This is a genomic window from Streptomyces sp. NPDC001137 (assembly GCF_040298885.1).
Classification (GTDB): domain Bacteria; phylum Actinomycetota; class Actinomycetes; order Streptomycetales; family Streptomycetaceae; genus Streptomyces.
Window position 1 is genome coordinate 567,523 of sequence record NZ_JBEPBA010000003.1, and the last position, 20,899, is coordinate 588,421.

Genomic DNA, 20,899 nt, shown 5'->3' on the forward strand with positions numbered 1-20,899 from the left:
ACCATGAAGACCATCACCCACTGGATCGACGGCAAGCCCGTCGAGTCCGCCTCCGGCCGCCACGGCGCCGTATACAACCCGGCGACCGGCGCGCAGGAGAAGCAGGTCGGATTCGCGAGCGTCGACGAGGTGGACGCCGCCGTCGCCTCCGCGAAGGCCGCCTTCGAGACCTGGGGTACCTCCTCGCTGGCCAAGCGCACCGCGATCCTGTTCAAGTACCGCGAGCTCCTCGACGCCCACCGCGACGAGATCGCCGAGCTGATCACCGCCGAGCACGGCAAGGTGCACTCCGACGCGCTCGGCGAGGTCGCGCGCGGCATGGAGATCGTCGAGCTGGCCTGCGGGATCAGCGTGCAGCTGAAGGGCGAGCTGTCCACCCAGGTCTCCACCCGCGTGGACGTCGCCTCGATCCGGCAGCCGCTGGGCGTGGTCGCGGGCATCACGCCGTTCAACTTCCCGGCCATGGTGCCGATGTGGATGTTCCCGCTGGCCATCGCGTGCGGCAACACCTTCGTGCTCAAGCCCAGCGAGAAGGACCCCTCGGCCTCGTACCGGCTCGCGGAACTGGCTGCCGAGGCCGGGCTGCCGGACGGCGTCCTGAACATCGTCCAGGGCGACAAGGTGGCCGTGGACCGCCTGCTGGAGCACCCGGACGTCGAGGCGGTCTCCTTCGTCGGCTCGACGCCGATCGCCAAGTACATCCAGCTCAAGGCGGTCGAGCACGGCAAGCGCGTCCAGGCCCTGGGCGGCGCGAAGAACCACATGCTGGTGCTGCCGGACGCCGACCTGGACTTCGCGGCCGACCAGGCGATCAACGCGGCGTACGGCTCGGCGGGCGAGCGCTGCATGGCCGTGTCGGTCGTGGTCGCGGTCGGCGACACGGGCGACGAGCTGGTCGCGAAGATCGCCGAGCGGGCGAAGGACCTGAAGATCGGTCCCGGCAACGACCCGTCCTCCGAGATGGGCCCGCTGATCACCCGCGAGCACCGCGACAAGGTGGCGTCGTACGTGATGTCGGCCGCCGAGCAGGGCGCGGAGGTGGTGGTGGACGGCACCGGCTACACCGTGGACGGCCACGAGAACGGCTTCTTCCTCGGCGTATCGCTGCTGGACAAGGTGCCGCTGACGGCGGACGCGTACCGGGACGAGATCTTCGGCCCGGTGCTCGCCGTGGTCCGTGCGGAGTCGTACGACGAGGCCATCAAGCTGATCAACGACTCCCGCTGGGGCAACGGCACCGCGGTCTTCACCCGGGACGGCGGCGCCGCCCGCCGCTTCCAGCTGGAGGTCAAGGCGGGCATGGTCGGCGTGAACGTGCCGATCCCGGTGCCCGTCGGCTACCACTCCTTCGGCGGCTGGAAGGACTCCCTCTTCGGTGATCTGCACATCTACGGAGGCGACGGCATCGCCTTCTACACGCAGGGGAAGGTGATCACCACGCGCTGGCCGGACCCGGCCGACGCGGGCATCAACCTCGGTTTCCCCAGCCACTCCTGACGTTTCGTCAGCACTCAGAGGGAGGTACGCCCATGGCGAAGACCGGCGGCACCACACGTGCCGCGTCGGCCGCTGTCGACTCGCTGGACTTCGCCCTGGACCGGGGCAGTCCGGTGCCGCTGTACTACCAGCTTGCCCAGCAGCTGGAGGCGGCGATCGAGCACGGAGCTCTCGCCCCGGGCAACCTCCTGGGCAACGAGATCGACCTCTCGACGCGCCTGGGCCTGTCCAGACCCACCGTCCGCCAGGCCATCCAGTCCCTGGTCGACAAGGGGCTGCTGGTACGCCGTAGAGGGGTCGGCACCCAAGTCGTCCACAGCCAGGTCAAACGCCCCCTGGAACTCTCCAGCCTCTACGACGACCTGGAGTCGGCCGGACAGGGCCCCAGCACGCAGGTGGTGCGCAACGAGCGCGAGCCGGCGTCCCCGGACGTCGCCGCCGCGCTCGGCATCGCGGAGGGCAGCGAGGTGATCGTCCTGGAGCGGCTGCGCCTCACCCACGGCCAGCCGGTCGCCCTGCTGTGCAACCACCTCCCCGCGACCCTGCTGGAGCTCGACTCCACCCGCCTGGAGTCGACCGGCCTGTACCGGATGATGCGCACCACCGGCATCACCCTGCACAGCGCCCACCAGACCATCGGCGCCCGCTCCGCCACCGCCGAGGAGGCCACCCGCCTCGACGAGGAGGAGGGCGCGGCCCTGCTGACCATGCAGCGCACGGCGTACGACGACACCGGGCGACCGGTGGAGTACGGGACGCACATCTACCGGGCATCCCGGTATGCGTTCGACTTCCAGCTGCTGGTCAGGCCGTGACCCGGTCCCCTTGACTGCCGGGGGCCGAAGAGTGCACTGTCTAGATATACGCCGTAAACATACGACGTCACTCTCCTCCCGCCCGACGAGGAACCGTGGACAAGTATCGGCGAGCGCGTGCACGCCCGGGGGCCGCACCCTCCTGGGCTCCCTCCACCGTTCTCGTCACCGGCGGCGCCGGGTTCCTCGGCAGCCACGCCTGCGTCGAGCTCCTCGACCACGGTTACGAGGTGATCGTGGTCGACGACTACGCCAACAGCACGCCCCACGTCTTCGCCCGGGTGGAGCGGATCGCGGGCCGGTTCGTCGGGGCCGTCTACGAACTGGACATACGGGACCGGCGCGCCCTGTCCGCCGTCTTCGACCGGCACCCCGTGGACGCCGTCATGCACTTCGCCGCGCTCAAGTCCGTGAGCGGATCGATCGAGTCGCCGGTCGAGTACTACGACACCAACGTGGGCGGCACCACCGCACTGCTGCGCACCATGCACGAGCACGGAGTCCACCGGCTCGTGTTCTCCTCCTCGTGCTCGGTCTACGGCGACGCGGGCGCGGGCCCCCTCGACGAATCGACCCCGGCCAGGCCGACCAACCCCTACGCGGCTTCGAAGTGGACCTGCGAGCAGATCCTCGACGATGTCTGCCGTCGCCGCCCCGAGTACACGGTGCTGTGCCTGCGCTACTTCAACCCGGCCGGCGCCCATCCCAGCGGACTGCTCGGCGAGGACCCGCAGGGCGCCCCCGACAACCTCATGCCGCACGTGGCGCAGGTCGCCCTCGGGCACTGGAAGCGGCTGCAGGTGTTCGGCGGTGACTACCCCACCCCGGACGGCACCGCGGTCCGCGACTACATCCACGTCATGGACACCGTCGAGGCGCACCGCACAGCACTCGACCACCTCGCCGACGCCCCTGGCATGCGGGTGTTCAACCTCGGTCTGGGGCAAGGCATTTCGGTCCTGGACGTCGTCAACGCCTTCTCCGAGGCCAGCGCCAAGCCCATTCCCTACGAAGTCGGGCCCCGCCGTCCCGGAGACGTCCCCACACTCATTGCCGACGCAAGCGCCGTCAGCCGCGCCTGGGGCTGGCGGCCCACCCGCACTCTTGCGGACATGTGCCGGGACGCGTGGCACTTCCAGCGGCTCAACCCGAACGGGTACGCCGGTGCCGAACGGCGCCCGAACTCGAAGCCCTGAGCGCGAACGCCGTCTCCACCAGGGCGATGTGGCTGAACGCTTTGGGCGCGTTGCCCAGCTGACGGCCCGCGCCGGGATCCCACTGCTCCGAGAGCAGGCCGACGTCATTGCGCACGGCGAGCACGCGCTCGAAGAGGTCCCGGGCCTGTTCGACGTGGCCGGTCGCGGCAAGCGCGTCCGCGTACCAGAGGGAGCAGGACACGAAGGCGCCTTCCGAGCCGTGCACACCGTCCACTTCATGGACACCGTCGCCGTCCGACGCGTAGCGCCGCACGAAGCCCCCGAGATCGAGCCGCCGCATCGCGCGGACGGTGCCCCGCATCCGCCGGTCGCGGGCGGGCAGGAAACCGAACCGTGGCATCAGCAGGACCGAGGCGTCCAGCGCCGGCGAGCCGTAGGACTGCACAAAGCTGCCCTGTCCAGGGTCCCAGCCTTCCTGGCAGACCTGGCGGTGCACCTCGTCCCGCATGGCGCGCCATTCGCCGGAGGAGCCGTTGCGGCCGAGCAGCTCCCCCATCCGCAGGGCGCGGTCGGCAGCGACCCAGGCCATGACCTTGGAGTGCACGAACTGCCGCCGGGGGCCCCGCATTTGCCACAGACCCTGATCCGGTTCGCGCCAGTGCCGCTGCAGATAGCCCATCATCGCCTCCACCAGATGCCACACATGGGCCGGCATCGCGATGCCGGCTCGCAGCGACAGGCAGAAGGTGTCGAGGACCTCGCCGTACACGTCCAACTGGAACTGGTTCGCAGCGGAGTTGCCGAACCGGACGGGCCGCGAGCCCTCATAACCGGCCAGCCACGGCGCCTCGGTCTCGGGCAGCAGGCGCTGCCCGCCGACGCCGTACACGGTCTGCAGATCGCACGCGTTGCCGGCGATGGCCCGCACCAGCCAGTCCAGCCAGGCCGTCGCCTCCTCCCGGTAGCCGCTGTGCAGGAGGCAGGACTGGGCGAACGTGGAGTCGCGCAGCCAGCAGTACCGGTAGTCCCAGTTGCGCTCGCCGCCGATGCAGCCGGGCAGGGAGGTGGTGGGGGCTGCCACGATGCCGCCCGTGGGGGCGTAGATGAGCGCCTTCAACGTGATGAGTGACCGCACCACGGCGTCCCGCCAGGGCCCTTCGTAGCAGCACTGGGCGGTCCAGGTCCGCCAGTAGTCGGTCGTCTCCTTGAGCAGGGTGTCGGCCGGGACGCTCAGCGGTGTGGGCGGTTCGGGCAGGTGCGAGGGCGACCACGCCAGCGTCAGCGCGAGTCGCCGTCCGGCCGGGACGGTGAATTCGTGGACCGTGGCGTCCACACCGCCCGGTTCCCGTACGGCCCCGTCGGCGCCCAGCCATACGGCGTCCGGGCCGGCGACCGCCACCGCGCACTGGTCGACGGCCCGGACCCAGGGCACGACCCGACCCTGGTGGAAGCGCAGCCGCAGCTCGCTGCGCATGGACACGGAGCCCGAGAGTCCCTCCACCACCCGGACCAGACAAGGCACCCCCGCTCGCGGCGGCATGAAGTCCGTGACCCGCACGGCCCCCTCCGGGGTCTCCCACCGCGAGTCCAGGACGAGCGTGTCGCGCCGGTACGACCGGCATGCACAGACTCCGCCGCCAACAGGTGCGACCCGCCAGAACCCGTTGTCCGGCGTCCCCACCAGCGCGGCCAGACAGGCGGGCGAGTCGAAGCGGGGCAGACAGAGCCAGTCGATCGATCCGTTCCGGCCGACGACGGCGGCGGTCTCGAGGTCGCTGAGGAGGGCGTAGTCCTCGATGGGCGTACTCATCACCGGAGCCACCCGTTGTGCGTGCTCCCCATCACTGATCACCACCGAGGAACGGATGTTCAGATGCGTATATTTACGTCGTATACGTACATCATCACCTTCTGAACCTTCCGGGTCAACCCGTCAGGGCGCACACCGAGACGGCGACCCGCCTCCCGGTATCGCAGACCTCCCCCCGAGGGGCTCTGCGCCGGCGTCACGGACCGGCACCGAACCCGACCCCCGGTCCGCCGACCCCGCCACCGACAGAAACCGCGGTTTTGTCGTACATGAATGACAGACAGCCGTAACTCGGGCGCAATTGGGGCAATTAATCCATTCGGATGCACAGCACACCCATTAGGCGTATATGCCCGAATTATTCCCTCATGTGTCGGACATCACTGAAGGTGGCTCGGCGCGGTCAACTCGTCTACGGAGCAGGAAATTCGGAGAGCCGGCCGGTACTTCGACCCGCAACAGGCCCTTGCGGATCGAATTCACCTCGCGCAGAGTCCATGACCATTCAGCTCGCCATGCGCTTCACGCATAAGCGGGCTCTGCTGTCGAGATTGGGGGGTGAAAGGTCACGCCGTACATGCCAACAAAACACAGGGCTGGAATTCCGCGACGTCGTCGCCGCTTCGCCGGGCGGACGAAGGTGGGCGTCGCAGCGCTCGCCGGTCTCGCGCTCGCTGGGGGTGCTCTTACCCAAGCCGGCCAGGCCAATGCCTCGACGCCAGAGATCGTTGTCGATTCGCTGTCCGTGTCACCGACACCGAACGGTCAGTTCAAGGCCACCGCGAAGGTTCACGCCACTAAAACGATCAAGGTGCAGGCGCTGGCGGTCACCGCGCGATCCACGGACGGCGGCGTCCTTGACTTTCCCGGAGCCGCGGCGACCACGCTGAGTACTTCGTCCACCAGCTATACGTCGGGCGGTCGCACATTCCCCGCGGGCAGCTACACCTATTTCGTCACGTACAAGCTGCACAACAGCTGGCACAACCTTTCGCCCGCGAATTCCTTTACCTCCGGCAGCGGCGCCACGCCGACGCCGACAGCAACGACACCAACTCCCGCAGCCACGTCGACGCCCACCATCACGTCCGCGCCGTCGCCCACCGCCACGTCCGCACCGACGCCCACCGCCACGTCCGCGCCGACGCCCACCGCCACGTCCGCGCCGACGGCAAGTCAATCGTCCTCGGCGCCTTCGACGGCCGTCGGCGCACCGCTCGGCATCCCCGGAACATGGCGGAATGTGTTCAGCGACGAATTCAGCGGTACGAGCCTTGACGGCTCCAAGTGGAATCCGAACTGGCTCGGGTGCTCCGGGTGCGTCACGCCGCCCGTGAACTCCGCCGAAGAGTCCGCCTACTCCCCGTCACAGGTCAGCGTCAGCGGAGGAAATCTGCACCTCAAGGCCATTCAGCAGTCGACGACCGTGAACGGTAAGACGTACCCGTATGTTTCCGGTCTTGTGGAGAGCAACGGCAAGGCGCAGTTCACCTACGGCGCCTTCGAAGCCCGCATCTACACGCCTGCCTCCGGCACCCAGATCGCCAACTGGCCCGCCTTCTGGACCGATGGGCAGAATTGGCCGACCGACGGCGAGATGGATGTCATGGAAGGTCTGAGTGGATCTGCCTGTTACCACTTCCATTCCCCAGCCGGCGGCCCCGGCGGCTGCGCCACTGGCAGTTACACCGGATGGCACACGTATGGCGCCGAATGGAAGCAGGGCGCCGTCACGTACTACTACGACGGCAAGCAGGTCGGCCAGATCACGTCCGGGATCACCTCGGCCCCGATGTATCTGATCCTCAACAACGCCGTCAGCTCCGTCCATGGCGGGCCCACCCAGGTCCCGGCCGACATGATGGTCGACTACGTGAGGGTCTGGCAGCACTGACCCGACTGCTGCACTCCCGGGCGCCGGCCGCCGCTCCCCGGCCGGCGCCTCGTCGGATGCCACCGCCCGGCGAAGCACGGATACTGAGCACACAGGACGCTTCCGCACCAGAGGAAGACTGCACCTCATGGGGGACGTCGTTCCGGACTCCTGCTTCTCGGGACGCGTCGGTCCGGAACGGGAGCAGACACCATGAGAAATATCTCCGGACACGAATCAGTCGTCCGCCTTCGTCGCCTGGCCGGTTCATTTGTCAATGACCCGCTGGAGGCGGTTCGTCTCGTGCCGGAAGGAATTGCCAGCTACTTCGAGCATCCCGTCGGATACCACGTCGACAGCGGTTGGGAACCCGCGCTCCACCACTGGCTCGGCGCTCCGTGGCCGTGTTCCGACCGGCGTCCCGGCCAGGAGCTGTGGGAGACGATCGCCGAAGAACTGCGCGAGCGCGGGCTCGCGTTCGGGCGGCACACCTATGGCCAGTACAGCGACGCCGACGCCGCCCTCGGCTTGGCCTTGTGGTGCACGGTGATCCATCTGCGCCCGTCCGTGGTGCTCGAGACGGGTGTCGCTCGGGGAATCAGCAGCCGGATCGTGTTGGAGGCTCTGGAACGCAACGGGCGAGGGCACCTGTGGAGCGTGGACCTTCCGCATCCGTTCGAGCGTGAGCTCAGGGCTCAGACAGGAATCGCCGTGCCCGACCGCTGCCGGTCCAGATGGTCCTACGTCGAGGGGTCCAGCAGACGCAGACTGCCGCGATTGCTGCGCACTCTGGGCCGGGTGGACGTCTTCGTACACGACAGCCTGCACACCGCAAGGAACACGCGGTTCGAAATGGAGCGAGTCGGACGTGTACTGACCCCAGGCGGCGTGATGCTCATCGACGACATCAGCACCCACCAGGGCTTCGCAAACTGGGCGCGCAAGTCTCCGGAGGCCCGCACATTGATCTGCCCTTCGGCCGACGGAGAAGGTCTGTTCGGCATCGTGAGCGCGCGGCACACCGCGGCTTCGGGCCCGCCACCATGACCCGGTGGACGGGCGCAATGCGAGACCCGGAGGCCGGCATCGTCACAGGCCGGTCCGGGCGCGCGCCATCCTCGCCAGCCGGCGTGTCACCAGCCCGGTGAAACGGATTGCCTCGATCACCGCGGGCAGAGGATCATCCCGGCAGAGCCAGGCCCGCTCCATGGCCACGCGGTTCAGGAGATCGGGTGGCAGCCGGTGTTCCGTGCGCAGCCAGACCGCCACGGACGCAAGATCCAGTTGACCGGCGACGAAGGCCCTCCCCTCGGACTGACGGCCCTCGGGCACCTCCCGGCCGGTCAGATCCAGGTACATCGCACGCACCACGTCCACTCCGTGGACGTTCTCGAACAGGCGGAACTGAGCGCCCGTACGCGGATTGAAGTCCACCAATTTGTAGCGGCCGTCCCGGCGGTCGTATCGCCAGTCCAGGTCCGCCACTCCGCTGTAGCCGATCCTGCGGCACAGCTGGTCCGCCAGCTCGGCCAGCTCCGGATTGGACAGGGCCAGGGCCCGGGTCGTCACTCCTGCGTACGGTGGCCAGGAACGCAGCTTCAGGCCGGTGAACAGGACCCGTGGCACACCGCCCGGACCGCAGTACAGGTGGGTGATCCAGTCCTCCGCCTGCTGCCTCGGGATGTACTCCTGCATGAGGACGGGCGGCGGGCACCCCGGGAAGCGGCCAAGCAGCTCCCGTTCGTCGCGCACCGTCGTGGTGCTGCAGACCGCGGGTGTGCGCAGACGGCTGAACGGCTCCAGGTTCTTGAGCACCAAGGGATAGCCGAGTTCGCGCCCCGCGTCGACCAGCTCATCACGATCCGCCGGTGCTCTCGACCGCGGCGAGGGCACACCGACCTCCGCACAGATGCGGTGCATGCTCGCCTTGCCCGCGAGAAGCCGCGGCAGGCCCGCGGGTACCGGCGGAAGCAGGAACCACTCCTTCAACTTGTCGGCGTGCTCGGCCAGCAGGACCGCCGCTTCGTCATCGGTCGGTACCGGGACGCACCGCCTGCCGATCGCCCGGCCGATCGAAAGCAGCCCGTCAACGAGTAGATCAGGGTCCTCCCGCCCGGTCGTGGGCCAGACGAATCTCCGTGTCACATGGCGGGACAGTGCGACCGGGGTGAAGCGGTCCTCGACGATCGCGTGGACCGGCACGCCGAGCCGGCCGACCGTGCGTACCACGCCCAGGCTGCCGTGATGCTGCGGATAGTGACCGATTCGGGCGAGGAGCACGGGCACCTGGTCGTCGAGCAAGGCGACCACCCACCCCTCTCTTGGGAAGGAGCCCTTGAGGGTGAGGCCCTAGCATGGAGGCACGACATATCAATGTATATCCACCATTATCCCCAGGGGCGCGGATCCCGCCTGCGGATACGCGAAGAGGTGTGCCATGAAGCCTCCCGCCAGGGTGACCCAGCTCTTCGGTTTGCTGCCCCTGTACTTTCCCCGGGCGTTGGGCGGCCTGGACGACCGGCTCAGGGCTCATCGGCTGGTGCGCGGGATCGGTCGCTGCGACATCTCTGTGATCCGGCGCCCTTCCCGGCTCCAGGCGAATCTCCTGGTGTTCGAGCTGCGGCAGGACTCGTGGAACGTCGTCGTCAAGCATCCGAGAACCGGTTGGGGGGCGACCGCCGTCGCCCAGGAGCGAGAAGCCCTGCAGCAGCTCGGCGCGGACGTCCGGCTCGAGCCCTGGCGCTCCGTGCTGCCCCGGGCAGTCGGCTCGGGACCCACGGGAACGCTTGTTCAGAGCAGGCTGCCAGGTCTGCCGGCGGAGCGTCTGATCCGGAACGACCCGCACCACGCGGACCGTGCCGCCGCGCCCGCGCTGCGCCTGCTGGCGGAGCTGCGGGGTGCGGTCGGCAGGCGCCGTCCCGCAACCGAACATGCCGTCCCCTGGTGCGATTCACAGCTGGCGACCCTCCGTGCGGGGATCCCCCGTTGCGGTACCGGCCGGGGAGCGGCGGCGCTCGAGGCAGTGCGTGACCGCCTGCACGCGGCACTGGCCGACGCCGTACTGACCGAGGGCTGGACACACGGCGACTATCACCCGGGCAATGTGCTGCTTGACGGCGAACCTCTTCGGGTCACCGGTGTCTTCGACTGGGGCAACGCCCGGATCGACGGCCCGTGTGAGGTCGACGCCTGCACCTTCGTCCTGGCCCTGCGCAGCATGCTCACCAACCGCTCGCACGGTGACCTGGTCGCCGACACGTTGCGCGCCGGCCGTCTGCCCGATGCCGATGCCGCTCTTCTCGCCCTCGCCGGAGTGGATCCCGACCGGGACATCGGCGACCCGCCGGCCCTCGTCCTGCTGACCTGGCTGTGGCATGTGGCGGGCAACCTCCGCAAGTCGCCGCGGTTCGGGCGCAATCACTGGTGGGTCACACACGCCGTGGTGCCAGTCCTTAAGGAGAGCTGCCGATGGGCCGGTACCCCGTGGTGAGGCCTGTCGCGTGGCTGAGTGTCTCCAGGGGATGCACCCTGGAAGGAGCACTTCGGGCCCGCCTCGGGAGGGAGTGAGCATGCCCGCGAACTCCGGATTTGCCGCACGACACAGAGCGGCCCGAGACAAGGCGACCAGTGGCTCGCGGCGACGCATGCCTGTCGTCGTCATCGGTGCGGGCCCCTACGGACTCGCGACAGCAGCTTGGCTCAGCACAGCGGGAGTGCCACGGCGCTTCTTCGGTGACCCCCTGCAGAGCTGGCACACCAACATGCCCCAGGGCATGTATCTGAAGTCGGTACCCGCAGCCACCTCCATCTCCGCTCCGGAGGCCGGATACCGGCTCGAGGACTTCCGCGCCGCCCAGGGACTCCCGCCCGTCGGCGACTTCTATCCGATCCCCGTCGAGGAATTCATCGCGTACGGGCGGTGGTTCCACGAACGTCGCGTGCCCCAGCTGGAGCGGCAGATGGTGCGCAGCGTCCAGGCTGTGGACGGCCTGTTCGGTCTCACTCTGGACTCCGGAGAGGAATTCCTCGCCGAAGCCGTGGTGATGGCCACCGGGCAGGTTGCCTTCGCTCACGAACCGCCCGAGCTGCGCGGCCTCGTTCCGCCCCACCTGGTGTCCCACACCAGTCGGCACCGAGATCTGGCCCGGTTCTCGGGACAGCGGGTCGCCGTGGTCGGTGCCGGGCAGTCGGCGCTGGAAAGCGCCGCCCTGCTGTCCGAGGCGGGCGCCTTCCCCACCGTCATCGCTCGCACGGCGTCCATCGCGTTCGGTGAACCCCCGAGCACCGACCGGCCGGCCGACCGGGCCCGGTCCCTACGGATGGTCAAGCCGGGCTCGCCACTGGGTCCCGGATGGTCCCTTTTTGCTTGCAGCTACGGCGGTGCGGCCTACCGGCATCTGCCGCCGCGAGTCCGGACCCGCCTGCTCCACACCGTACTCGGGCCGTCCGGCGCTTGGTGGCTGCGGGAGCGGGTGGAGGGTCGGTTCCCGGTCCTGTGCGGCAGTACGGTGCACTCTGCGCGGGCCGAGGACGCGACGGTGCTCCTCGATGTGGTGGACACCTCCGGCCGGACGGAGACGCTGCAAGCCGACCACCTGCTGCTTGCCACGGGTTACCGGGTGAGCATCGGCCGACTGGAGCTGCTGTCGCCCGAACTGCGCAGCGCAGTGCACACGTTCGGCGGGGCCCCGCGCCTCTCGGCCGGATTCGAGTCGTCCGTCCCCGGCCTGTACTTCACGGGTCTGGCCGCTGCTCCGGCCTTCGGCCCCGTTCTGCGGTTCGTCGCCGGCACCGGATTCGCCGCACGCAGACTCACCCACGCCGTCGTGACCGGGACCCGGCACCGGCGGTAACGGCGTTCGGGTGAGGCCAGGCCCCCGCGGCTCGGCATCCCGTCAAACAGGAAGGGCCCGGTACGGTCGTCCGGCCATTGCCCTCGCCCTGCGGTACGCCCGCCAGCCACGAGTCAGCGCTCCCTCGGCAAACGGCGCGACGGGGGCTCCCTCTCCCTCGGTCCACAGCGCGAAGCGTTCCCGTCCCGTGTCGGCCCGCACCATGAGCCGGGCGAACCGCATCGGGTCGTCCCGGGACGAGCTGAACGCCGAAGCCCGGACGGCTGCGGCCGAGGTCCAGCCGGCCTCCCCCACCATCGCGCGAACCCGGCGACTCGAATAGCCGTGCGGATATGCGAAGGAGACAACAGGATGGCCGAGAGCATCCTCGAGTTCCTGCTTGCATCCGCCGACTTCTTCCCTCAGCGCCTTGCTCGGCAGGGTGTCCAGTTGCGCATGGGTTCTGCTGTGTCCGCCGATCTCCATGCCGGCCGCGTCCAGTTCTGCGACCTGAGCCCAACTCAGCATCGCGACGGAGGGGAAGGGTCCGCGAGGGGACGGCGTCCGGGGGGTCGTCAAGGCACCGGTGGTGACATACAAGGTGGCGGGAAGTCCCCTCCCGACGAGCAAGGGAGCCACCGTGGACGCGAAGTCCGCGTAGCCGTCGTCGAAGGTCAGCACGGCGGACCGGGGCGGCACTTCAGGGCCGCCGAGCAACGCCGCGACCAACTGCTGCAGTGGGACCAAGTGCAGGCCGCTGTCGGCGATCATGTCCAGGTGTTCCACGAACGTGCGCGGACTCACCGTGAACGGCGCGAGCCACGCGGGCGGGTCGTCGGACACGGCGTGGTAGAGGAAGACGGGTACGGCGCTCATGGGCCGTCCCACAGTGCCTGGACCGATACCGGCGGATGCCAGGCGAAACGCCCCGGCCCCGGAGCCCGGAGCCGTCCGGCGAGATAACCGGTGCCGGTGACGCACACTCCTGCGGACAGCGCACCCAGGGTTCGCAAAGCACCTGGGCGGCCGGTCCGTCTCAGGTTCCGGGCGAGTGCCCGCGGAATGGTCGACTTCAGATAGGCGCGTTCGCTTGCCAGGGCCGGCCCGCTGCCGTCGTACCGTGCCACCAACGCCTTGCTCAGCCCTTCGCCATAGCAGCGGGACCGGAAGTAGGACCAGCTTGTACGGGCTTCGGGGACCCGGTGGCGCACCTCCGCGTCCGGCTCGTACAGCAGAATGGCGTCCGGACGCCGGGAGGCGATACGAAGGCACAGCTCCGTTTCCTCGCACCCCGCCGTCGGCCGGTCACCCACCCTCCCCAGGGTCCCGAGGAAGCCGCCGACCGCGAGCAACTCCGTTCTGCGGAAGGACATGTTGGCTCCGATGAAGTTGCGCACCGCAGCCGTCCGCTCGGGCAGTCCCCGGTAGGAGCATCCGACCACCCAGTCGAATTCCGGGGGGAACCACACCGGCCGCCGGGTGGACCAGCGAGGTCTGACCAAGCCGCCGACGCCCGCCACCCGGGGGTCGGCGTAGTGCGCCAGCAGTCTGGCGGTCCATTCCGGTTCGGCGGCTGCGTCGTCGTCGAGGAAGGCGACCACGTCGCCCTGCGACACTGACACGCCCGTGTTGCGCGCCGCGGACAGGCCACGGGGTCCCCGGCTGGGCACCACGGTGACCGCCGGCCACATCTTCGATGCCCGCTCGTACAAAACCTGGCAGTGATCGATGACCAGCACCACCTCGTCCGGCGGGCTCTTCTGGGCCAGCACCGAAGCGATCGCGGCCCGCAGGTCGTCCCACCGGTCGAGGGTGTAGGCGCAGATGACGACCGACAGGGTGGGGACGGGGTGAGCGGGGGACATTGCGTCGTTCATGATGACCTCGCGGTTACCGGCACGAGCCAGCGCCGCCGGAACAACAGCAGAGGGACGGCGATCAGGCATTGGGTGACGAGCCAGGCCACGCCGGCTCCGGTGACGCCCATCCTCGGCAGCAGCACGTGCGTCAGGCCGAGAACCAGCACGCACATCGCCACCTGCAGCGCGACGGCCCAGCGCAACCGCCGACGTGCCCGCGCCACATCGATGGCCACGCTCAGCAGCAGGTTCGGCAGGGCGGACAGCGCCAGCAGCCGCAGCAGTGTGGTGGCCTGCGACGAGTACTCGGCACCGAAGAGACACAGGATCTGCGGGGCCGCGGCGACCAGAACGGCAGTGATACCGGCCAGCAGCAGACCCGAGTGGCGCAGTACGCGCCGGCCGGCGTCGACGAGCCGCTCCGGCCGCCGCACCGATTCCACGAGCAGGGACGTTCCCATGTTGCGCGCGATCAGATACGGCACGTAGGCGACATTCCAAGCCAGGGAGTAGAAGGCACTCTCTTCCGCGCCCAGGTTGTCCAGCACGACCAGCGGGACCAGGGTGTACGCGGCCAGCCGGAACAGCGAGCCGCACCAGTCGGCCGCGGCGTACCCGACCAGACGGGGTGGAGGCGCCTTCGTCGGAGCGCTCCGTTCGTGCTGGGGAATGGCCCGCCCCATCAGGACGGTGTTGGTCACCACCAGCGACACCACGAGAGCTCCCACCCACGCGACCAGGATCCCGGAGGTCAGGGCCAGCGCGGCTCCCAGGGCGAGCAGCAGCATCTTCGCGCATGCGAAGATCAGGTTCTCGCCCACGACCCAGCCGGGGCGGCGGACCGCGGTGAGCGCGCCGTCCTGCAGCACGAACACGGCATATCCCGCGGTGGCCGCCACGAAGCCGGCTCCCGCCAGCGGAGTTCGCAGGAAGCCGAGCCCGGGCGTGACCAGGGGAACCAGTGCCAGGAACCCCACGGCCACCACCGCGCTGAAGGACGTGGTGACCGCGTAACAGGTGAGCACCATCTTGCGGGTACGCCGCCCCGCGGACGGGACGAACCGCACGAGGAAGTCGTTCAGATTCAGCTGTCCGATACCTGTGAGCAGCAAGGAGGCCGAGAGCGCTGAGTAGCTCAGGCCCACGATGTCCTCGTCGTACCAGTGCGTGGCAAAGAGCCAGAAGACCGAGCCCAGGCCGGCATTGACGAGTGAACTGACCGCAAGCAGATGGCCCGTGCGCAGAAGTGACTCTCCGGGCAGTACCGCGGCAACGCCGGCGTGCAGCACCGTTGGAACCGAGCGCCGCGACGTACGGTCGGTCGTTTCCGGTGCGGTACCCACGCCCTCACCTCACACTCAGGTCGCAGTGCGGTCAGAGCACGGTACGGCCGCCGTCACGACGTCCGCGCAGATAGCCGCAGGGTCCGTATGCCATCCCGCGCACTTCCAGGAGGGCGAGTCGCCGGGACCAGCCGGTGTCGGGATCGGCCCGGCGTTCACGCGTTCTCGTCACGACGTAGTGCATGCCGCCCGGGAGCCTGCGCAGCAGAGCGACCAGTCTGCGGGGATCTCTCACGATGGCGCCGGTGAGATAGGCGGCGAGCCCGGCCCCGTATCCGAACACCTGCGCCGCTACGGCTTCCTGGGCCCGCCGGTGCCGGTGCCAGACGACGGCGCCCGGTTGGTAGGCGAGCTTGTGACCAGCGGCCAGGACCTCGAAGAAGGCGAGCAGATCGTCACCCCCGCGGGCCGGAGTCCCGGCGCCGGTCGCAGGGTCGAAACCACCCACGGATTGGAGTACGTCGGTACGGAAGGCCATGTTGGCGCCGGAGCCGAAGTGCCCGGCGGTGTAGGGGAACAGCGGGTCCGCGGGCGGATCGGACAGCGCCCAGATGCGGGGCGTGTACCCCTTGGCGAAGCCGCCCTGCCGCTCCAGCACGGTCTGCGCCGGAGTCTCGAGTTCGGCCGGGACGATCAGTCCGGTGACACAGCCGATCCGTGCGTCCTGCACGAACATTTCGGCCAGGTTGGACAGCCATCCGGGATCGGCGAGTGTGTCGTCGTCCGTGAAGGCGACGACGGATCCACGGGCGCGCGAGACCCCGCGGTTGTGGGCGCGGGCCAGGCCGGCGACGGGTTCGCGGACGTACCGGACCCGTCCTCGGAAAACCCCGCGAACCAGCGCCTCGGCCGCACCGTCGGCCGGGGCGTTGTCGACCACGATGATCTCGAATTCGGGATAGTCCTGCCGCAGCAGCGACTGGAGGCAGCGGTTCAGCTGTTCCGGCCGGTCATGGGTGGCCACGATCACGCTGATGAAGGGCAGTTGCCGGCGAGCGCGGCGCAGCCTGGTGCGACAGGGCCATGCTGCGCTGTTGCCGGCGTCGGCCGCGGCCCGGTCGGCGTCCAGGTGCCGGGCGACATTACCCGCCAGTTCCGCGTGGGCGGCTCGGGCCACCGCCCGCCACAGCGCATCGGCACCCGAGTTGTCCGCGGCACTGACCATCCCCAGCGGCACACCGTGCAGGCGCACCAGGGCGCGCACGCGTGCCTGCGGTTCATCCAGCGGCGGACCAGCCGGGAGCCGGAACTCACCCGGGCGGGCCAAGTCGACATCGACCACTCCGACCGGGGCATGGACGGGAATCCGGCGCACCGCGACAGAGGTCATGACGCGGTCCGCGCGCTCACGGCGGAGGTACGGGTACCCGGCCGCTCCGAGAACAGGGTGCGCAGCACCCGACGCCCGTCGGCTATGGCGTGCAGGTTGGAGCGACCGTTGCGCCGGGGCAGTTCAAGGCTGGGGACTTCGGCGATGCGCAGCCCCGAGCGCAGGGCGTGTGTGATCATCTCGGCCTCGATCTCGAACCCGGAGGCGTGCAGGTCCAACTGGTCGAGGAAACTTCGCCGGAAGGCGCAGAAGCCGTAGCAGAGATCGGTCAGCGACGCGCGGTAGAGCCGGTTGGCGGTCGCCAGGAGCGCGTGGTTGCCCATCCGCCGGATACGGGTGATGTCCAGGGAGCCACCGCCCTCGACGAACCTCGAGCCCTTGACGAAGTCGTAGCCGTTCTCGAGGAAGTGCAGGAAGTGAGGGATTTCGGACGGCGACATGCTGCCGTCCGCGTCCATCATCACCACGTAGTCGCCGGTTGCCGCCAGGAAGCCGGTACGCAGGGCGTTTCCCTTGCCAGGAGCGTTCTGCCGGACGAAACGCACGTTCGGCAGGATGTACTGGGCCATGGGAACCGTAGCGTCGATGGAGTCTCCGTCCACGAGGATCACCTCGTCCACGCAGGCCGGGATCTGCTCGAAGACCCAGGGGATGTTCCGCGCCTCGTTGCGCGCCGGTACCACCAGGCTGACGGTGGCGCGCGGCGCGCCGTCCCCGCGGCTGTTGGTGATCGGGTCGCTGTACATGATCACGCGCCTCCGGACCTACGGCATATGTTTACGACGTATATGTGCACTTTCGTCCGATTTGCGAGTGACGTCAAGAGAGACCAGCGGGTTACTTCGCGGTGGTCATGGTTGCCAGACCCGCACCCAATCGACCTTCATCTGCGCCGAGTCCACGGAGGGGGGTGGAGGCAGCGGAATCCCGACGGCCAGATTGACCAGGACCTCCATGGGGACATGCGGAATACGTCCCGCCTGGGTCACCCGGAACCGCGGTACACCGTCCACGTACCAGGTGAGTTCGTCGGCCTTCCAGAGCAGCGCGAAGACGTGGTAGCGCCGGGAGAAGTCGACCGGGCCATAGCTTCCGCGCACGTGGTGACGGGCCCCGTCGCGCCCCCGCCAGTGCGTGTACATGGAAACCCGCCGCGTGGTCCCGAGGAACTCCATGATGTCCAGCTCGGGGGGTGTGTACCGGGACGCGGGCATCAGCCAGAAGGCCGGGAACATACCGGCCTGCGGGGGGATTTTGATGGCCGCCTCGAAGTAGCCGTACGTAAAGGTCCGGCGGGGGCGGGCATCCCAGTGGTCACGGCCGGTGGAGACCATGCCCGAAACCCATGGGTAGGCCCTGTTGTCGCTGCCCCGGGTGGTGTGGCGGTCGGCGCTCAGGGTCAGGGCTCCCGCCCCGACCGAGGCCTGGCCGGGGAGGTACCACTCCTGCTCCTTGTTGCCCCCGTTGGTGCACCCGTTCTGGTTCCAGTCGTAGCAGGTGGCCCAGCGGCCGGTGTCCAGTTTCGAGCCGTGGAACTCGTCATGGAAGACCAGCCTCCAGTGTCTCGGCACCGGCGGACCTGGCATTCTTCCATCGCCGCCGCCGCAAGCCGCCGCCAGCACCAGCGCAGCCGCGGCCAGCATCCGCTGTACGCGACGGCACGGCACGGCTACCACCGCCTCCAGACCGGCATCATGACGGCGAACCGCCCGACCGTTCCTTCCGGGGCAGACGGCGGGGACCGGTCGGTGGAGGCCGTCGCCGCACCGTCGTCCTTGGCTGCTCGGCCGCCTCCCTCGCCGGGACGTCCTGGCCGAGGCAGCAGTGCCAGGACGGACGTGAGGGCCGCAAGGACGAGCAGCGCCCGAGTGGCGGTGAACGTGTGACTCAGAAACAAGGTCTCCACCACGAGGGTCGACAGCGACGCGCTCACCACCACGGCCAGGGCGGCCACCTCCAGGACCGCAGCCGGCTCCGCAGCCCGCCCCGAAGTCGGCTGCGTCCACCGCGCGGCCGCCAGCGCCGGGCAGACCAGCAGGAACCCTGTCACGACGACCACGCGCAGGACAGCGGCCTCCGGAAGGAAAGCGACCGTTGCCACAGCCGCCCAGCCGGACAGCGCGAGTCCCCAGCGCAACGGACTCATCACCCTCCTCGCTTTGTCGGGTTCTGGTACTCGTAGACCACCGCGTCCCTGTTGCGGTAGACCGCCACGAAGCCCGGCGTCCTGGCCATCGCGGCCTGCAGACGCGGCATGGTGTCGGCGGGCAGGGTCCCGTTGAGATACGTCTCGGCAGCCTGCGCCCGGTTCAGGATGATGTAAGCGGGGTTGCGTCCGGTGGCCCCCTGGACGAAGGGCTCCAGGCCCGCCATCGGATCCCTGATCAGCTGTCTCCGGGCACTGAGCTCCTGCTGGTCCAGTTCCACCCGCGGGTGCTCGTCGTAGTGCATGAACAGACCGGGCGCCGCCGAGGTGAGGGAGACGATCAGGGACCCGGGCGGCGCGATGGCCGTCACGAAGTGGACGGCGTTGACCTCGTCCTTGGTGAAGTACGCCGACGCTTCCTTGCCGTAGTAGCCGAAGACAAGTCCGCCGAGCATGGCCAGCAGCAGCGGATACGAGATGACGGCGCGAAGGCGCGGCCGCCTGCCCCACTGGAAGACCAGGGCGGCGATGAGGAAGGCGGCTGCGGGGAGTGCGAACAGGTAGGCGCGGAAGATCATCTCACCGCCGTAGGCATTCGCGGCCAGGAGCGGCAGCGGAGCCACCACGAGGAGCGGGAGGCCGGTGCGGCGGACCCAGCGGCGGCGCACGAATGCGATGGCCGCCAGCAGGAAGACGGCGGCGGACAGCGCCCTGTCCACCCAGGAGACCAGGACCTGTCCCGGGGCGGCGGTGCCGAGCGCCGCCAGCCCCGAGACGACGTTGGCGTCGGGTTGCACCAGGGCCGCCACGAAGCTGTTGAGATTGGCTGCGATGTAGGTCCGCGCAATGGTGGCGTCCCAGATCGCCGTGAACAGCACCGCACCGGCCAGGACAGGCAGCACCACGCGACGGTTGCGGCCCGGAATCGACAGCGCAACGAGTGCGCTGATCAGCATCAGCGGTGTCAGCGGGTGCGAGGTGACGATGACCGCTGCAAGCACCAGCACCAGCACCAAGCGGCCGGCGGGCCAACCCGTGGGAGCGGAGTCCGAACGGCGCGGCGCCGAGGGCAGCTGTCCCAGGACCAGTGCGATCAACGTGACGAACAGCAGAAACGCAAACGCCTGGGGTGCGAAGTAGTCCTGTCCCACCCAGGAGCACGAGTAGAAGATCCACGCGGCTCCCCACACCAGCCGACGATCACGCGTCACGGACCTGTACAGCAGCAGCAAGGGACCGAGCAGCAGCGCGTTGAAGAACGGCGGGGCCCAGGCCGCGTACGCGAGTGAGGACTCAAGGCCCGTCGCCTTCAGGAAGAACGCGTTGAGCTCGAAGAAGCCCGGCCATTGGTTGTAGATGGTGAGCTTGTCCGCGTTCGGAACGTGCCCGCCGTTGCGGATCACCGCGTCGACGACCGCGACGTGCTTCCACGCCCAGCCGTAGCGCAATGTCGGATAGAGCAGCGTGGGGGTGGCGTGGAGGAACGCGATCAGTGCCAGGACATAGCCGGTGAACCAGCCGCTGCCGGTGCGTCGGTCGGCCATGGACAGACAGAAGCCGAGGGCGAGCAGGCCGAGGGCGCCCCAGAAGAGCACCGGCAGCACCTGCAGCAGACCGAAGTCGTGCATGGCGCGCAGATCCACATGACGCAGCGACAACAGCCAGAGGACAACCGCCGTGGGCAGTGCCAGCCGCGCCGACCACTGGCGTGCCGTGGGGCGCTGCCGACCACGCCGGACACCCGTGGCCACGGCCGGCCACCGGGCCACGGCACTGGTGAGAGACGCTGCGCGGCCGCTCATCAGCACTGCGCGCTTGGCCATGGAATCGCCTCTCGCACGGCGGCTGCGACCAGGGCGGGCATGCATCGGCCCAGGGCGGGTTCCCCGATCGTCACGCCCAGCGCATCGGACCACTGGTGACGGTCATGGCCGGCGGTGGTATGGAAGCGACTCATGTTCGATCTCCCCGCTGCAAACCACCCCTGCACCCCATTTCAGCCGATACAAGGCATGAATGCTGAATGTTACGTTACTTCTGTTTGCCACATATGTCGGCTCACTGCCATCTTTTACACGTGCACGCGAGCCAGAACGCTTCTGCAAGGGAGAGCAGTGAGGTCACGAGCAAGGCGCGCGCGGCTGGGGCGGAGGCGCCGCACGAGACAGACGGCGATCGCGGCTGCAGCCGCGATCGCGGCCCTGTTGCCCGCAGCCCGCTGTGATTCGCCGGCGCGC

At 68.9% G+C, this 20,899-nt stretch carries 17 protein-coding genes; 7 read left to right on the forward strand and 10 right to left on the reverse strand.

Going from position 1 to position 20,899, the window contains the following annotated elements:
- The first annotated feature begins 3 nt into the window (after positions 1-3).
- The 3 genes from ABT254_RS08575 (at position 4) to galE (ending at position 3,508) form a co-directional block, all read left to right on the forward strand.
- A complete protein-coding gene (locus ABT254_RS08575; RefSeq protein ID WP_351465521.1) occupies positions 4-1,497 on the forward strand; it encodes a CoA-acylating methylmalonate-semialdehyde dehydrogenase in 1,494 nt (497 codons plus the stop codon).
- Between the two features lie 32 nt (positions 1,498-1,529).
- Positions 1,530-2,312, forward strand: a complete 783-nt coding sequence (locus tag ABT254_RS08580) for a GntR family transcriptional regulator (protein WP_351465524.1) — start codon at positions 1,530-1,532, stop codon at positions 2,310-2,312.
- A 95-nt stretch (positions 2,313-2,407) separates the two neighbouring features.
- Positions 2,408-3,508 (forward strand): UDP-glucose 4-epimerase GalE, encoded by a 1,101-nt coding sequence (galE, locus tag ABT254_RS08585; RefSeq protein ID WP_351465527.1) that lies wholly within the window; start codon positions 2,408-2,410, stop codon positions 3,506-3,508.
- Here the strand turns inward: galE and ABT254_RS08590 are convergent.
- Positions 3,456-5,279, reverse strand: coding sequence for a glycoside hydrolase family 15 protein (locus tag ABT254_RS08590; protein WP_351465529.1), 1,824 nt, complete (start codon positions 5,277-5,279; stop codon positions 3,456-3,458). The genes galE and ABT254_RS08590 overlap by 53 nt on opposite strands.
- A 640-nt stretch (positions 5,280-5,919) precedes the next feature.
- Between ABT254_RS08590 and ABT254_RS08595 the strand changes: the two genes are divergently transcribed.
- Together ABT254_RS08595 and ABT254_RS08600 are read left to right on the forward strand one after the other, a co-directional pair.
- Positions 5,920-7,173: a family 16 glycosylhydrolase gene (locus tag ABT254_RS08595; RefSeq protein ID WP_351465532.1), complete on the forward strand. Its 1,254-nt coding sequence runs from the start codon at positions 5,920-5,922 to the stop codon at positions 7,171-7,173.
- Positions 7,174-7,365: 192 nt separating this feature from the next.
- On the forward strand, positions 7,366-8,199 hold the full coding sequence (locus ABT254_RS08600; RefSeq protein WP_351465535.1) for a class I SAM-dependent methyltransferase: 834 nt from the start codon (positions 7,366-7,368) through the stop codon (positions 8,197-8,199).
- A 42-nt stretch (positions 8,200-8,241) separates the two neighbouring features.
- On the opposite strand, the gene ABT254_RS08605 is transcribed toward ABT254_RS08600, so the two are convergent.
- The gene (locus ABT254_RS08605) at positions 8,242-9,462 is read right to left on the reverse strand and encodes a carboxylate--amine ligase (protein ID WP_351465537.1); all 1,221 of its coding nucleotides are present in this window, start codon (positions 9,460-9,462) and stop codon (positions 8,242-8,244) included.
- Between the two features lie 127 nt (positions 9,463-9,589).
- Here ABT254_RS08605 and ABT254_RS08610 point away from each other — a divergent pair, with 127 nt between their 5' ends.
- Complete coding sequence (locus tag ABT254_RS08610; RefSeq protein ID WP_351465539.1) at positions 9,590-10,642, forward strand: aminoglycoside phosphotransferase family protein; 1,053 nt, start codon at positions 9,590-9,592, stop codon at positions 10,640-10,642.
- Between the two features lie 154 nt (positions 10,643-10,796).
- Complete coding sequence (locus ABT254_RS08615; RefSeq protein WP_351465541.1) at positions 10,797-12,005, forward strand: NAD(P)-binding domain-containing protein; 1,209 nt, start codon at positions 10,797-10,799, stop codon at positions 12,003-12,005.
- Between the two features lie 42 nt (positions 12,006-12,047).
- Here ABT254_RS08615 and ABT254_RS08620 read toward each other — a convergent pair whose 3' ends face one another.
- The 8 genes from ABT254_RS08620 to ABT254_RS08655 all read right to left on the reverse strand — a co-directional run bounded on the left by ABT254_RS08620 (position 12,048) and on the right by ABT254_RS08655 (position 20,485).
- On the reverse strand, positions 12,048-12,860 hold the full coding sequence (locus ABT254_RS08620) for a polysaccharide deacetylase family protein (protein WP_351465543.1): 813 nt from the start codon (positions 12,858-12,860) through the stop codon (positions 12,048-12,050).
- Entirely contained in the window at positions 12,857-13,861 is a 1,005-nt protein-coding gene (locus tag ABT254_RS08625) for a glycosyltransferase family 2 protein (protein ID WP_351465545.1), read from the reverse strand. The genes ABT254_RS08620 and ABT254_RS08625 overlap by 4 nt, the downstream gene beginning before the upstream one ends.
- A complete protein-coding gene (locus ABT254_RS08630) occupies positions 13,858-15,186 on the reverse strand; it encodes a lipopolysaccharide biosynthesis protein (RefSeq protein ID WP_351465547.1) in 1,329 nt (442 codons plus the stop codon). The genes ABT254_RS08625 and ABT254_RS08630 overlap by 4 nt, the downstream gene beginning before the upstream one ends.
- A 31-nt stretch (positions 15,187-15,217) precedes the next feature.
- A complete protein-coding gene (locus ABT254_RS08635; protein ID WP_351465549.1) occupies positions 15,218-16,516 on the reverse strand; it encodes a glycosyltransferase family 2 protein in 1,299 nt (432 codons plus the stop codon).
- The gene (locus ABT254_RS08640; protein WP_351465551.1) at positions 16,513-17,262 is read right to left on the reverse strand and encodes a glycosyltransferase family 2 protein; all 750 of its coding nucleotides are present in this window, start codon (positions 17,260-17,262) and stop codon (positions 16,513-16,515) included. Before ABT254_RS08640 ends, ABT254_RS08635 begins: the two co-directional genes overlap by 4 nt.
- A gap of 105 nt (positions 17,263-17,367) precedes the next feature.
- Positions 17,368-18,087, reverse strand: a complete 720-nt coding sequence (locus ABT254_RS08645; RefSeq protein WP_351465553.1) for a glycoside hydrolase family 16 protein — start codon at positions 18,085-18,087, stop codon at positions 17,368-17,370.
- Positions 18,088-18,185: 98 nt separating this feature from the next.
- Positions 18,186-18,662, reverse strand: coding sequence for a hypothetical protein (locus ABT254_RS08650; RefSeq protein WP_351465556.1), 477 nt, complete (start codon positions 18,660-18,662; stop codon positions 18,186-18,188).
- On the reverse strand, positions 18,662-20,485 hold the full coding sequence (locus ABT254_RS08655) for a glycosyltransferase (RefSeq protein ID WP_351465559.1): 1,824 nt from the start codon (positions 20,483-20,485) through the stop codon (positions 18,662-18,664). The genes ABT254_RS08650 and ABT254_RS08655 overlap by 1 nt, the downstream gene beginning before the upstream one ends.
- Between the last annotated feature and the right edge of the window lie 414 nt (positions 20,486-20,899).

Coding starts and splice junctions, on each gene's coding strand:
- ABT254_RS08575 (WP_351465521.1), top strand. CDS start 4: ATGAAGACCATCACCCACTGGATCGACGGCAAGCCCGTCGAGTCCGCC.
- ABT254_RS08580 (WP_351465524.1), top strand. CDS start 1,530: ATGGCGAAGACCGGCGGCACCACACGTGCCGCGTCGGCCGCTGTCGAC.
- ABT254_RS08590 (WP_351465529.1), bottom strand. CDS start 5,279: ATGAGTACGCCCATCGAGGACTACGCCCTCCTCAGCGACCTCGAGACC.
- ABT254_RS08600 (WP_351465535.1), top strand. CDS start 7,366: ATGAGAAATATCTCCGGACACGAATCAGTCGTCCGCCTTCGTCGCCTG.
- ABT254_RS08610 (WP_351465539.1), top strand. CDS start 9,590: ATGAAGCCTCCCGCCAGGGTGACCCAGCTCTTCGGTTTGCTGCCCCTG.
- ABT254_RS08615 (WP_351465541.1), top strand. CDS start 10,797: ATGCCTGTCGTCGTCATCGGTGCGGGCCCCTACGGACTCGCGACAGCA.
- ABT254_RS08620 (WP_351465543.1), bottom strand. CDS start 12,860: ATGAGCGCCGTACCCGTCTTCCTCTACCACGCCGTGTCCGACGACCCG.
- ABT254_RS08625 (WP_351465545.1), bottom strand. CDS start 13,861: ATGAACGACGCAATGTCCCCCGCTCACCCCGTCCCCACCCTGTCGGTC.
- ABT254_RS08635 (WP_351465549.1), bottom strand. CDS start 16,516: ATGACCTCTGTCGCGGTGCGCCGGATTCCCGTCCATGCCCCGGTCGGA.
- ABT254_RS08640 (WP_351465551.1), bottom strand. CDS start 17,262: ATGTACAGCGACCCGATCACCAACAGCCGCGGGGACGGCGCGCCGCGC.
- ABT254_RS08650 (WP_351465556.1), bottom strand. CDS start 18,662: ATGAGTCCGTTGCGCTGGGGACTCGCGCTGTCCGGCTGGGCGGCTGTG.
- ABT254_RS08655 (WP_351465559.1), bottom strand. CDS start 20,485: ATGGCCAAGCGCGCAGTGCTGATGAGCGGCCGCGCAGCGTCTCTCACC.